Source organism: Streptomyces sp. NBC_00637 (genome assembly GCF_045161545.1).
Classification (GTDB): Bacteria; Actinomycetota; Actinomycetes; order Streptomycetales; family Streptomycetaceae; genus Streptomyces.
The window spans coordinates 2885002-2898926 of record NZ_CP109046.1 but is presented as its reverse complement, the minus strand read 5'-3'; the positions used below and the strand labels follow the sequence as shown (position 1 = coordinate 2898926).

Annotated in this window: 8 protein-coding genes; 5 read left to right on the top strand and 3 right to left on the bottom strand. The window is 72.4% G+C overall.

Annotated elements, in window-relative coordinates; genetic code table 11:
- Positions 1 to 601 precede the first annotated feature (601 nt).
- From OG440_RS12310 to moeZ, 3 genes are all read left to right on the top strand, one after another.
- On the top strand, positions 602 to 1564 hold the full coding sequence (locus tag OG440_RS12310) for an NAD-dependent epimerase/dehydratase family protein (RefSeq protein ID WP_406006884.1): 963 nt from the start codon (positions 602 to 604) through the stop codon (positions 1562 to 1564).
- Positions 1552 to 2313 carry a spherulation-specific family 4 protein gene (locus tag OG440_RS12305; RefSeq protein ID WP_406006883.1) on the top strand — a complete coding sequence of 254 codons (762 nt, stop codon included), beginning with the start codon at positions 1552 to 1554 and terminating at the stop codon, positions 2311 to 2313. Before OG440_RS12310 ends, OG440_RS12305 begins: the two co-directional genes overlap by 13 nt.
- Before the next feature lie 63 nt (positions 2314 to 2376).
- Entirely contained in the window at positions 2377 to 3555 is a 1179-nt protein-coding gene (gene moeZ, locus OG440_RS12300; RefSeq protein ID WP_406006882.1) for an adenylyltransferase/sulfurtransferase MoeZ, read from the top strand.
- Between the two features lie 86 nt (positions 3556 to 3641).
- On the opposite strand, the gene OG440_RS12295 is transcribed toward moeZ, so the two are convergent.
- The 3 genes from OG440_RS12295 to OG440_RS12285 all read right to left on the bottom strand — a co-directional run bounded on the left by OG440_RS12295 (position 3642) and on the right by OG440_RS12285 (position 9637).
- Positions 3642 to 5204 carry an alpha/beta hydrolase gene (locus OG440_RS12295; RefSeq protein ID WP_406006881.1) on the bottom strand — a complete coding sequence of 521 codons (1563 nt, stop codon included), beginning with the start codon at positions 5202 to 5204 and terminating at the stop codon, positions 3642 to 3644.
- Between the two features lie 137 nt (positions 5205 to 5341).
- The gene (locus OG440_RS12290) at positions 5342 to 6886 is read right to left on the bottom strand and encodes an alpha/beta hydrolase (RefSeq protein ID WP_406006880.1); all 1545 of its coding nucleotides are present in this window, start codon (positions 6884 to 6886) and stop codon (positions 5342 to 5344) included.
- 75 nt (positions 6887 to 6961) lie between these two features.
- On the bottom strand, positions 6962 to 9637 hold the full coding sequence (locus OG440_RS12285) for a flippase-like domain-containing protein (protein WP_406006879.1): 2676 nt from the start codon (positions 9635 to 9637) through the stop codon (positions 6962 to 6964).
- A gap of 188 nt (positions 9638 to 9825) precedes the next feature.
- Here OG440_RS12285 and OG440_RS12280 point away from each other — a divergent pair, with 188 nt between their 5' ends.
- Together OG440_RS12280 and OG440_RS12275 are read left to right on the top strand one after the other, a co-directional pair.
- Positions 9826 to 10212: an MGMT family protein gene (locus tag OG440_RS12280; protein ID WP_406006878.1), complete on the top strand. Its 387-nt coding sequence runs from the start codon at positions 9826 to 9828 to the stop codon at positions 10210 to 10212.
- Positions 10213 to 10514: 302 nt separating this feature from the next.
- Complete coding sequence (locus OG440_RS12275; RefSeq protein ID WP_406006877.1) at positions 10515 to 13844, top strand: ATP-dependent helicase; 3330 nt, start codon at positions 10515 to 10517, stop codon at positions 13842 to 13844.
- The last annotated feature ends 81 nt before the right edge of the window (positions 13845 to 13925 follow it).

Below are 13925 nucleotides of genomic sequence, written 5' to 3'. Positions count from 1 at the left end.
GCGGTGCGGAGCGGACCAGCCGGGCCGAGCGGGTCGGCCGTGCGGAGCGGACCGGCCGTACTGGACGAGTCAGCCGGGCTCGACGAGTCAGCCGTGTTCGACGAGCCAGCCGGGCCGAGCGGGTCGGCCGCGCGGAGCGGACCGGCCGTGGTCCACGAGTCAGCCGTACTGGACCAGTCAGCCGCGTTCGACGAAGCAGCAGGGCCGAGCGAATCAGCCGGGTCGAGCGGGCCGGCCGGGTCGAGCGGGCCGGCCGCGCCGACCCGAGCCGGAGCCCGCGTCCGCCCCCGCAACCGCCCGCCCCTCCGACGCCTGCCGTCGGTGTCTCGGCCACCGCGTGCGGCGCATCCCCCACCGCGTCAGGACCTCGCGACGCACGCGTACCTCCCCCCAGCCGCAGCCCACCACAACACGCTTGAAGGAGAGACCGGATGACCACCTCCCGATCCGGAGCGACCGGAGATACCGGGGCACCCGCGGTCCCAGGCGCACCCGCGGTCACAGGCGCCCCCGCGGTCGCGGGAGCAGCCGGAGGACCCGTGGCGACCGGAGCCCCCGCGGCCCCGGCGACGGCCCCGGCGCACACCCCGGGAGCCGCACGATGAGGGTCCTGCTGATCGGAGCCAACGGCTACCTCGGTCGTTTCGTCGCCGACCGTCTGCTCGCCGACCCGGCCGTCCAGCTCACCGCGCTCGGCCGCGGCGACGACGCCGACGTCCGCTTCGACCTCGCGTCCGGCAGCCCCGGCGCGCTCACCCGCTTCCTCGACGCGGTCCACCCCCAGGTCGTCGTCAACTGCGCGGGCACCACCCGGGGCGGCGCCCGCGAACTCACCCGGCACAACACCGTGGCCGTCGCCACCGTCTGTGAGGCCCTGCGGCGCAGCGGCTGCGGGGCGCGGCTGGTGCAGATCGGCTGCGGTGCCGAGTACGGCCCGAGCCAGCCCGGCTCCTCGACGGCCGAGGACGCCGTGCCCCGTCCCGGCGGCCCGTACGGCGTCAGCAAACTCGCCGCCACCGAACTGGTCCTCGGCTCCGGTCTGGACGCCGTCGTGCTGCGGGTCTTCTCGCCCGCCGGTCCTGGCACGCCCGCCGGGTCCCCGCTGGGCCGGCTCGCGGAGGCCATGCGCCGCGCCATGCAGTCCGGCGACGGCGAGCTCAAGCTCGGCGGGCTCGGCGTGCAACGCGACTTCATCGACGTCCGGGACGTCGCGCGCGCCGTGCACGCGGCCTCGCTGTCCGCCGCGCAGGGCGTCATCAACATCGGTTCGGGCCGCGCCGTCCGCCTGCGCGACGCCGCCTCGATCCTCGCGCGCGTGGCCGGGTACGGCGGCGCCCTGCACGAACTCGACGGGCCGCCCGGCGGCCATCTCAGGCCCTCCATCGGCCATCCCCGTCTCGAGTCCGACCACGCGGGCCCCGTCGCGTACCCGTATCCGGACGGCTGCGGCAGCTGGCAGCAGGCCGATGTGCGCACCGCCCGCGACCGGCTCGGCTGGCGGCCCCGCATCAACCTCGAGGAATCCCTCGCCGACATCTGGATGGAGGCGGCATGTCGTATCTGACCGGAACCCCGGCGGGCACGGCGAGCGCCGCCGGCACCACCGACGTCCGCACCGGCTTCGGCGTCCCCGGTATCGCGCATCCCCTTCTCGCGCCGGCCGAGTGGCGCGAACTCGCCCGCCCCGGAAGGCCTCTGCACTGGGTCGTCCTCGACGTCGCCGACGGCCCCGGCGTCCGCCCCGACCCGCGCTGCCTGGAAGCCGCGGGCCGGCTGCGCAACGCCGGTGTCCGGGTCCTCGGGCGCGTCGACACCCGCTACGGCGCCCGCCCCTTCGCCGAGGTGATCTCCGACGCACGGCTCCACCGCGACTGGTACCAGGTCGACGGCTTCCTGCTGGACCGCTGCCCGGCCGGACGCACGGCATTTCCCGAGGTGCGCCGCAGAATCGGAACGCTCCGCACCCTCGGCGAGGCGCCCCACATCGTCCTCGGCCACGGCACCCACCCGTACCCCGGCTACGCCGAGCACGCCGACCAGGTCGTCACCTTCTCCGGCCCGTGGAGCGACTACCGCTGGTCGCAGGTGGCCGAGTGGACCGCGGAGCACCCGCCCGAGCGCTTCTGCCACCTCGTGCACGGCGTGCCGCGCGGCCACCTCGACGAGGCGCTGCGCATCGCCCGCTGGCAGGGCGCCGCGACGATCTGGTTCACCGACGGCACCGACCGCGGCGGTGTCGTCGACCCCTGGGAGGCCATGCCCGGCTACTGGGACGAACTCGTCTCGCGTATCGGAACGGGTGTCTCGGAATGAAGAAGGCCGTGGCAGTGTTACGGGGAGAACAACCGTAGTGATCGACCGACCAACGGAGTCCCCGTGTCGTTGCCACCCCTGGTCGAGCCAGCCTCTGAGCTCACCGTAGACGAGGTACGCAGGTACTCCCGCCACCTGATCATCCCCGATGTCGGGATGGACGGGCAGAAGCGGCTGAAGAACGCCAAGGTGCTCTGTGTGGGCGCCGGCGGCCTGGGCTCGCCGGCGCTGATGTACCTGGCCGCTGCGGGCGTGGGCACGCTCGGCATCGTGGAGTTCGACGAGGTCGACGAGTCGAACCTCCAGCGGCAGATCATCCACAGCCAGGCCGACATCGGCCGCTCCAAGGCCGAGTCCGCCCGCGACTCCGTCCTGGGTATCAACCCGTACGTGAACGTGGTCCTGCACGAAGAGCGGCTCGAGGCCGACAACGTGATGGACATCTTCAGCCAGTACGACCTGATCGTCGACGGCACGGACAACTTCGCGACCCGTTACCTGGTCAACGACGCGTGCGTGCTGCTGAACAAGCCGTACGTCTGGGGCTCGATCTACCGCTTCGACGGCCAGGCGTCGGTCTTCTGGTCCGAGCACGGTCCCTGCTACCGCTGCCTCTACCCGGAGCCCCCGCCGCCGGGCATGGTCCCGTCCTGCGCCGAGGGCGGCGTGCTCGGCGTGCTGTGCGCGTCGATCGGCTCCATCCAGGTCAACGAGGCGATCAAGCTCCTCGCGGGCATCGGCGAGCCGCTGGTCGGCCGTCTGATGATCTACGACGCCCTGGAGATGCAGTACCGCCAGGTCAAGGTCCGCAAGGACCCCGACTGCGCGGTCTGCGGCGAGAACCCGACCGTCACCGAGCTCATCGACTACGAGGCCTTCTGCGGCGTCGTCTCCGAGGAGGCCCAGGCGGCGGCGGCCGGCTCGACGATCACTCCCAAGCAGCTCAAGGAGTGGATCGACGAGGGTGAGGCCATCGAGATCATCGATGTCCGCGAGCAGAACGAGTACGAGATCGTCTCCATCCCGGGCGCCAAGCTGATCCCGAAGAACGAGTTCCTGCTCGGCACCGCCCTGGAGGGCCTGCCGCAGGACAAGAAGATCGTCCTGCACTGCAAGACGGGTGTCCGCAGTGCGGAAGTACTCGCGGTGCTGAAGTCCGCGGGCTTCTCGGACGCCGTGCACGTCGGAGGCGGCGTGATCGGCTGGGTCAACCAGATCGAGCCGAGCAAGCCGATCTACTGACCCGGCTGTTCCCTTCGCGCACCGGGGTACCCGGTCCGATCGGCGGGGGCTTCGCGTACCACGAGTGCGCGAAGCCCCCGCCGTCGTCATGAGCAGACCTTGCCGTCCTTCGGGACCGTCCCCTTCAACAGGTACGCGTCGACCGCCGAGTCCACGCAGTCGCTCCCGCTGCCGTACGCACCGTGCCCCTCGCCCTTCCAGGTGAGCAGCACACCGACGTCCTTGCCGAGCTCGTCCGCCATCTTCCGCGCACCCTCGTACGGCGTCGCGGGATCCCCGGTGTTGCCGACCAGCAGGATCGGCGCCGCACCCGCCGCGCTCACCTCCGGGGTGTCGTACTGCCCGGCCACCGGCCAGTCGTGGCACCAGCCGGCCGTGTCCCAGCCCAGGAAGTCGCCGAACACGGGCGAGATCTTCTCGAACTGCGGCAGCAGCTTCTTCGTCTCCTCGGCGGTCGGCCGCTGCTTGTCGTCCAGGCACGATATGACCCGTTGGGAATGGGCTGTTGTGCCGTAGTGGCCCGAGGTGTCCCGCTCGTTGTAGCCGTCGGCGAGCGTCAGCAGTTCGGAGCCGTCCCCGGCCTCCGCCGACTTCAGGGCGCTGGTCAGGCTCGGCCACCCCTGCTTGCTGTACAGCGGCAGGACGATGCCGGTGACCGCGAGCGTCTGCGTCAGCTTGCGCCCGTCCGACGTGGGCAGCGGGTCGGTGTCGATCCGGTCCAGCAGATCCGCGATCTTCTTGCTGCCCTTCGCGGGGTCCTGGCCCGTCGACTCCAGGTAGTCGTCGAGAGCCCGCTGGAAGCCGCGTGCCTGGTTCTGCGCGTGGCCCACCGAGTCGGCGCTCGGGTCGACGACGGCGTCGAGGATCAGCCGCCCCACGTTCTTCGGGAACAGGTGGGCGTACACGCCGCCCAGTTCGGTGCCGTAGGAGATGCCGAAGTAGTGCATCTTCGAGTCGCCGAGGACCTGGCGCATCAGGTCCATGTCGCGGGCGGTGTCGGTCGTCGACACATGCGCCATCAGCCGGCCGGCGGCCTTTTCGCAGCCTTCGCCGAACGTGGTGGCGTCCTCGAAGTACGCCTGCTCCTCGGCCGGGGTGTCCGGGGTGGAGTCGAGGGACTCGGCGGCCTGGATGTCCTTGTCGGCGCGGCAGCGGACGCCCTCGCTGGCGCCGACCCCGCGCGGGTCCCAGCTCACCAGGTCGTAGCGCTCGCGGAGCGAGGAGTACGCGGAACCGTAGGAGGGGAGCGTCGAGACCCCGGAGCCGCCGGGTCCACCGAAGTTGAACAGCAGCGAGCCGGCCCGCTTGCTTCCCGTAGCGCTGGACTTGGCGCGCACCAGGGCGAGGCCGATCGTGTTGCCGTCCGGCTTCGACCAGTCCAGCGGCACCTTCAGCGTCGCGCACTGCCAGTCGCTGCCCGGCGCGGCGGAGTCGGCGCTGGCCTTGCAGCGTCCCCAGTCCAGCTTCTGCCCGGTCAGCGCGGCGGGCAGCGCGGCCGTCGTGCCGGTCCCGGCCGAGGAGGCGGCCGTGGGCCGCGCGTCGGTCGTACCGCCCTTGTCGTCGCCGCCGTCCGACGCACCGCCGCTGCAACCCGTCATCAGCAGCGCGGCGACAGCCCCCGACGCCGTCCACCGTACGAATCGCGCCATGTGCACTTCCCCCCTCGCAGGCCGTCCGCGCTCGGCGGCGAACGGCTGTCCGGCCATATTAGGCGGCGTGAGGCCCACCCCGGCGAGGCCTGTGGATAACCTTTTGACCTGGGGGTTTTCGGGAATTCGCGGCGGCGTCAGGAGCAGACGGTCCCTGCGGCCGGCACCTTGCCGTTCAGCAGGTAGCCGTTCACCGCCGCCTGGACGCAGGTGTTCTTGCTGCCGTACGCACCGTGCCCCTGCCCCTTGTACGTCAGCTCGACCCCGACCCCGGGGCCCAGCGCGTCCACCATCTTCCGGGCCCCCTCGTACGGGGTAGCGGGGTCGCCGGTGTTGCCCACGACGAGGATCGGCGCCGCTCCGGGCGCGCTCACGTCGGGATGGTCGGCGGCGCCGGGGACGGCCCAGTCGGTGCAACCGACCATGCCCCAGGCCAGGTAGTCCCCGAACAGGCTGGAGGCGGCCCGGAACTCCGGCAGCCGCTGCTGCACGTCGGCGGTGGAGTAGCGGGGCTTGTCGTCGGCACAGTTGATGGAGATGTTGGCGGCCGTGATGTTGCTGTACTCGCCGTTCTCGTTGCGGCCGTTCATCAGGTCGGACAGCAGCATCAGGATCTTGCCGTCCCCGGCGTAGGCCTGCTCCAGGCCCTCGGTGAGGTACTCCCAGAAGTCCTTCGAGTACAGCGCCTGCGCGATGCCGTTGGTCGCGGCGCTCTGGGTCAGGTCGCGCGGGAAGATGCCCGGGATCGGCTTGCGGTCCAGGCTTTCGAGAAGCCCCGCGATCCGGGCCTTCACATCCTCGGCGGTGACCCCGACGGGGCAGGCCTGCGTCTTGGACGTGCAGTCCTCGGCGAAGTTGTCGAGCGCGAGCTGAAAGCCCTTGGCCTGCCCCAGCGAGCCCTGTTCGGCCGTCTGTGTCGGGTCGACGACGGCGTCGAAGACCGCGCGCCCCACCTTCCTGGGGAACAGGTGGGCGTACACGCCGCCCAGTTCGGTGCCGTACGAGATGCCGAAGTAGGAGAGCCTGGCGTCGCCGAGGACCTGGCGCATCAGGTCCATGTCGCGGGCCGCGTCCGTGGTCCGCACGTTCGGCAGCATCTTCTTCGACTTCTTCTCGCAGGCCGCGTTGAAGTCCTTGGTGTGGTCCAGCAGCGCGGTGCGCTCGACGGCGTCGTCCGGCGTGCTGTCCTGCTGGAAGTACGCGTCGAGTTGCCGGTCGTCCTCGCAGCGCACCCCGGAGCTGCGTCCGACCCCGCGCGGGTCGAAGCTGACCAGGTCGTAACGGGTGCGCAGGGCCGCGTACTCCTCGCCGAAGGCGGGCAGGGTGGAGACGCCCGAGCCGCCGGGGCCGCCGAAGTTGAAGATCAGGGAGCCGATCCGGCGGCTCTCGTCGCCGCTCGTGCGGGCCCGGATCAGCGCGATGTCGATCGTGTCGCCCTTGGGGTCGTCCCAGTCGAGGGGTGCCTTCATGGTGGCGCACTGCCACTGGTCGCCGTCGGGCAGCGCGGAGGGTGCGCTGCCGCCGCCCTCGGCCTGGGAGGGGGCCGGGCAGTCCTTCCAGCTCGGCTTCTGTGCCGTCAGGTCCTCGTCCTGCGCGCCGTCGCCACAGCCCGCCACCAGGGAGGACAGCAGCAGGGCGGCGGCGGTCACGGCGGCGGCGCGCAGGCGGGAGGGGTTCGGCATGATCCCATCCTGCGGTCGTGTGCGGGCACACGCGCGGGGCGCGGGCCGTACGAGGTACGGGCGCCGGCGCCCTTCCTACAGGGCGCCCTTGCGGGTCAGGTGGTTGAAGGCCAGCCAGCCCGGCAATACCGGCAGCCACAGCGTCAGCAGGCGGTAGAGCAGCACCGCGGGCGCGGCGACCTCCTTGGGCAGGCCCACCGCGATCAGACCGACCGTCAGGGTCGCCTCGACGGCGCCGACTCCGCCCGGTGTCGGGGCGGCCGAGCCGAGCGCGTTGCCGGCGAGGAAGACGACGGCGACGCTGGCGATGCTGAGCGAGGTCGACTCGTCGCCGAACGCGCGGATCGACGCGTCGAGGCACATCACGAAGCAGGCGGTGAGGAGGAGCATGCCGCCGATGCCGGTGACCAGCTTCTGCGGCCGCTGGAGCACGTCCAGCATGCGCGGCACGACACCGGCGAACAGGGACCGCACGCGCGTGGAGACGAACTTGCGCAGGAACGGCACCGAGGTCACCACGAGCACGAGTACCGCCACGGTGAGCAGGCCCGCGATGACGGTGCGGGAGGGCGACAGCGACGGCGTCTTCTCGGTGCCGGTCAGGTAGCCGAACGACAGCAGCATCAGGATGTGGCAGCCGAGCCCGAACAGCTGTGAGGCGCCGACGCTGGCCACCGCGAGGCCGGGCCGCACCCCCGCGCGCTGGAGGAAGCGGGTGTTGAGGGCGACCCCGCCGACGGCGGCCGGGGCCACGATCTTCACGAACGACCCGGCGACCTGCGCGGCCACGGTCCGCGGGAACGGCACTCGCTCCGGCACGAACCCCAGCAGGCTCATCGCCGCGGCGACATAGCTCACCGCGGAGAACAGCACGGCCGCGGCCACCCAGCCCCAGTCGGCATGGGAGATGAGCGGACCGAACTCGATGTGGGTGAGCTGCGTCAGCAGGAAGTAGGCGCCGATGGCACCGGCGATGAAGCTCATCAGGGTGCGCGGCCGCACCCGCTCCAGCCGGGCCGGTTCGACCGGCGCCTGGGGCCGGATCAGCAGCACCTGGTGCCGGATCTGCGTCAGCAGGTCCTCTTCGCGGGCCTCTTCCAGGGCGTCGTCGAGTGCCCGCTTCTCGGCCCGCGCCTCCGCCCGTACGGCCTTCTTGTCCGGCTTCTCGAGAACGACCGGCGCGCTGTCGTGGCCTGCCGCCTCCAGCCGGGCCTGCTTGGCCTGCTGCGAGGCCTCCAGGACCGCCTCCCGCTCGCGTTGCGCACGCTCGCGTGCCAGGCGACGCAGCGTCGCGCGCGTGGAGCGGGTCAGCGCGATGGGCTGGAGCATCGGCAGGCAGTCCGCGACCGCGTCGGGTCCGAGCACACCGACCGCGGAGGCAACCGCCCGTTCGGCGCCCACCAGCAGGCCGAGCGTCGTCACCAGTTGCGCGACGTCCATGCGCAGCAGCAGGTCGCCGGCCGCGATCTCGCCGCCGCGCAGATCGGTGAGGATGACCGTGCCGGAACGATCCACCAGGATCGCGTCACCCGCGAGCCGGCGGTGCGCGATGCGCCGCGACTGGAGGGACTGCACCTGGTGCCAGGTGTTGCGCAGCAGGTCGTCGGTGATCTCGTCGCCGGGCAGCGAGTCGAGGGTGCGGCCACCGGTGTGCTCGTAGACGAGCATGACCGCGTCGGGACCGAGCTCGGAGGTCGCGATCAGCTTCGGCGCGTTGGCGCCTGCCGCGATGGCCGCGTAGGCGAGCAGCGCCTCCTGCTCCAGCGCCTGGCGCAGCGACTGGAGGCTGCTGCGGGTGGCGAAGCCGCGCAGCGTCAGGTTGCGCCACGCCCGGTAGAAGAACCCCTGGGCCTGCTGTTCCCGGTCGACGACCGTGACGTCGAGCGGCGGACCGTCCTCCAGGGTGACGAAGTACCGTCTGCCCCGGTCGCTCTCGGCCGCCTCCGGCCCTTCCTCGCGGGCGGCGCTCACCGGGCGGAACCCGACGTGCCGCAGGCCCGCCATGAGCGTGCGTCCGGTAGGGCGAACGTTGGGGGAGCCGACGGCGTACAGCGTCCCGTACGCGACGGTCCAGCCGATCAGCACCGTGAGGATGATCGAGAACGGTGTCGTGTAGCCGGTGACGAGCATCGAGAAGGCGTCGAGGAGCAACACGATCCACAGGACCGAGCGCCAGCGCGGCCGGCGGGACATGCCGACCGCCGTCATGTAGGCGATGACGGGCGCCAGGTAGCCGTGCACGGGGTCGGTAAGGGCGTGGATGTCGCCGGGGGAGGGCTGGGTGAGCGCCTCCTGGATCGAGTTCGGGGCGGCCTTGGCCACCCACAGGTCGGTGGCGAGGGTCACACCGTGCGCCAGGACCGCGGCGAGGACGCCGTCGGCGATGCGCAGCCCGTCACGTTTGATCAGCCGCTCGATCGCGAACGCGACGGGCACCAGCAGGATCGCGATGCTGGACGCCAGCCCCGCGATCTTGATGAGGAGATCGGGAGCCTGTCCGGTGCCCTTGTTGATGTCCTGTTCGAGGCCCGAGGTCGTCCCGTGCGCGAAGGCGGCGATGGCCAGCAGCAGGGCCACGGCGAGTACGCCCACCAGCAGCCGCATCAGGTCGGAAGGGCGGTGCACGCGCGCGGGGAGCAGCGGTTCGTCGCCCTCGACCTCGTCGATGTGTACCTCGTCGGTGGTGTCCGGGCGCGGCGAAGCGTCAGAGGTGCTTTCCGCGCCCTCAGAATGCACGCCCTGCTGTTTCATCGTCTCTTCTTGGTCTCGTATCACCGGTGTCACCGCCCGCACGATGGTGGCATGCCCCACCGACACACGGGGGCATCAGGGTGCAAACGCGGGGGCGCACAGTCTGCCTGACGCGCCGCCCGGGGGCGAGGGTCACACAGCGTCGCGGGCCCGTCGCATTGTCGGTGCCGTGGGGCAAGATGGGGCGGATGAGCGAGCAGAGCCTTCCGGACGACGCCCGCCCGGAGTACACGGACGCGCTGCCGGAGTACGCCGAGCGGGTCCTCGAGGTCGCGGAGCTGATCCCGCCCGGGCGGGTCATGACGTACGGGGATGTCGCGGAGTGGCTGGAGGAGGGCGGGCCGAGACAGGTGGGCCGGGTGATGGCCCTCTACGGCGGCGCCGTCCCGTGGTGGCGTGTGGTCCGCGCGGACGGGACGCTGCTCCCGGGGCACGAGCTGCGGGCGCTGGACCGCTACCGCGTGGAGGGCACGCCTCTGAAGCAGGCGAGCAGGGCCGCCCAGGGGCACCTGCCGCGCCTCGACATGAAGCGCGCGCGGTGGGACGGCGGCGGACGCGCGGAAGGTCACACCTGACAGCTTCCGCCATCCGACGGCGTCGGGGGGACCTTGTGGCCCGTACGGGGGAAACAGCGCAAAGGGGGCACGTCCGCGGCATGGCGTACGTTCGAGGGACGAGTGACGTGCCCGGCAGGCGGGCCGGGAGGGATGTGAGCGCCGTGCGGGTCGCGAGAGCGCCGAGAGAAGAACCGGAAGCCGTCCTTCCGGACCGCTTGTTGGCGTAGCGTCGGCTGCACGCGTCCCCCTCATCCCGTGATCACCGCTCTCCTCGACCGGTGCTCCGTCAACCAGTACACCCACCAGGACCGGCGAACCACGTGAGCTCCTCTTCCTCCACCAGGCGCCTGTCGTACCCCCAGGGGCGACAGGGGGACCGTGGCGCTTACCGACTGGTGCGTACCCCGCCGGCCCGGATGGGTCCCCCCAGTCTGGACGCCACACAGCGCTCCGTGGTTGACCACGGCGCCGGCCCCCTGCTCGTCCTCGCAGGTCCGGGCACCGGGAAAACCACCACCCTCGTCGAGTGCGTGGCGGCCCGGGTCGCCCGCGGGGCCGATCCCGAGCGCATCCTGGTGCTCACGTTCAGCCGCAAGGCGGCCGTGGAGCTGCGGGACCGGATGGCGCATCGCATGGGGGCCGCCCGCGCGCCCCGGGCGACCACCTTCCACTCGTACTGCTACGCCCTGATCCGCGCCCACCAGGACGCCGACCTGTTCGTGGAACCCCTGCGGCTGCTGTCCGGACCCGAGCAGGACGTGGCCGTCCGTGAGTTGCTGGAGGGCCAGCTCGACCTGCAGCGGCTCGGTCTCGCCCATGTGCGCTGGCCGGACGAACTGCGCGCCTGCCTCACCACGCGCGGCTTCGCCGACGAGGTCCGCGCGGTGCTCGCCCGCAGCCGGGAACTGGGCCTCGATCCCGCGGCCCTGGACGCCTTCGCGCACCGCATCGGCCGCCCGGACTGGCGTGCCGCCGCCGCCTTCCTCGCCGAGTACCTCGACGTGCTCGATCTGCACGGCGTGATCGACTACGCGGAACTGGTCCACCGCGCGGTGCTCCTCGCCCACCGCCCCGAGGTGGCCGAGCGGCTCGCCGCGCGGTACGACGCCGTGTTCGTCGACGAGTACCAGGACACCGACCCCGCCCAGGTGCGGCTGCTGCACGCGCTCGCCGGCGGCGGCCGCAGCCTGGTCGCGTTCGGCGACCCCGACCAGTCGATCTACACCTTCCGGGGCGCCGACGTGAACGGCATCCTGGACTTCCCCGAGGACTTCCCGCGCCCCGACGGCCGCCCGGCCCCCGTAGAGGTCCTGCGCACCTCGCGCCGCTCCGGTGCCGCTCTCCTGGACGCCACCCGGCTCCTCACCCGGCGGATGCCCCTGACCCGCCTTCCCGCCGAGAAGGTGCGGGCCCACCGCGAGCTGACCGCCGCACGCGACGGCGGACGCGTGGAGGTGTACACGTACCCGACGCCCGGCACCGAGTTGGACAACGTCGCCGACATCCTGCGCCGCGCGCACCTGGAGGACGGCGTGCCCTGGAGCGAGATGGCGGTACTGGTACGCGCCGGCTCCCGCACGATCCCGACGGTCCGCCGCGCCCTCACCGCCGCCGGCGTCCCCCTCGACATCGACGGCGACGATCTCCCCCTGCGCCACGAACCCGCCGTGGCGCCCCTGCTGACGGCCCTGCGGGCGGTCGCGACGGCGGAGGCCTCCGCGACGGCACCGGCGGGGGAGGAGGACCCCGAGGCCGACGCGCGGGCGTGCTGGCTCGACACCGAGACCGCCCTCACCCTCCTCTCCTCCCCGCTCGCCGGCATGGACGCCGCCGATCTGCGCCGCCTCGGCCGGGCCCTGCGCGAGGAGGAGCGGACCGCGGGCAACGCGCTGCCGCCGCCCTCCGACCAACTCCTCGCGCGCGCCCTGGCCGAGCCGGAACGGCTGATCGCCCACGACCCGACGTACGCGCGGGGTGCCCAGCGCCTCGGCGCGCTGCTCGCGACGGCCAGGGAGGGCCTCGCGCGGGGCGGGACGGCCGAGGAGGCACTGTGGGGCCTGTGGAACGGCACGCCCTGGCCCGCGCGTCTGGAGCGGGCCGCCCGGCGCGGCGGCGCGGCGGGCCGTAACGCGGACCGGGACCTGGACGCCGTGTGCGCGCTCTTCGCCACCGCCGCGCGCGCGGAGGAGCGCACCGGCGGCCGGGGCGCCCTGAACTTCCTGGCCGAGATCGAGGCCGAGGACATCGCCGCCGACACCCTCGCCCGGCGTGCCGTGCGCCCCGACGCCGTACGACTGATGACCGCCCACCGCGCCAAGGGCCTGGAGTGGAGCCTGGTCGTCGTGGCCGGCGTCCAGGAAGGCCTGTGGCCGGACCTGCGCCGCCGGGGCTCCCTCCTGGAGGCGGACCGCATCGGACGCGACGGACTCGCCGAGCCGCTCACCCCGGGCGCGCTGCTCGCCGAGGAGCGCCGGCTGTTCTACGTCGCGGCCACGCGCGCGCGAGAGCGGCTCGTCGTCACCGCCGTGAAGGCGCCCGCCGACGACGGCGACCAGCCCTCCCGCTTCCTGACCGAACTCGGCGTCGAGCCCAAGGACGTCACCGGCCGCCCGCGCCGCCCCCTGGCGGTCGCCGCCCTGGTCGCCGAACTGCGCGCCACGACGGTCGACCCGCGCGCCTCCGCCCCCCTGCGGGAGGCCGCCGCCCGACGTCTGGCCCGGCTGGCCGCGCTCGCCGACGAGGACGGCAGGCCGCTGGTCCCGTCCGCCCACCCGTACCGCTGGTGGGGCATGTTCGAGCCGACCGAGAGCAAGGTGCCGCTGCGCGACCGCGACCAGCCCGTCGTGCTCTCCGGCAGCGCCCTCGACCAACTCGCCAACACCTGTGCCCTCCAGTGGTTCCTGGGTCGCGAGGTGAAAGCCGACGCCCCCGCCACCGTCGCCCAGGGGTTCGGCAACGTGGTGCACGTCCTCGCCGACGAGGTCGCCTCCGGTCACACCCCGGCCGACCTCGACGTCCTCATGGAACGCCTCGACTCGGTGTGGAACGCCCTCGCCTTCGACGCCCCGTGGAAGTCCGCGCAGGAGAAGACACACGCGCGTGTCGCACTCGAACGCTTCCTGAAGTGGCACGTGATGGACCGCACGGGCCGCACACCGGTCGCCAGTGAGCACGACTTCGACGTGACCCTGGAAGCGGGTGAGTACGAGGTACGCATCCGCGGTCAGATGGACCGCGTCGAGGCCGACGCCGAAGGCCGCGCCTACGTCGTCGATTTCAAGACCGGCAAACAGACGCCGACCACCCGCGAGGTGGAGCGGCACCCCCAGCTCGCCGTGTACCAGCTCGCCGTCCGCGAGGGCGCCGTCGATGAGGCCTTCGACGGCGTACGGCCGACACCGGGCGGCGCCGAACTCGTCCAGCTGCGGCAGAGCGCCGCCAAGCGGGACGGCGGCGAGAGCCTGCCCAAGGTGCAGGCGCAGGAAGCCCTCGAAGGCGCGGCGGGGGAGTGGGTCGGTGACCTGCTCGCCACGGCGGCCGGCAAGGTCCTCGACGAACGCTTCACCCCGACCGCCGGCCAGCAGTGCACCCACTGCGCGTTCCGCGCCTCGTGCAGCGCCCGGCCCGAAGGCCGGCACGTGGTCGAGTGACAGACCCGTGTGACGGACCGCACCACACGTGCTGACCTGCGCTTGTCTCGTTCCCGGCGGGCGATTTGTCATCGACTGTCA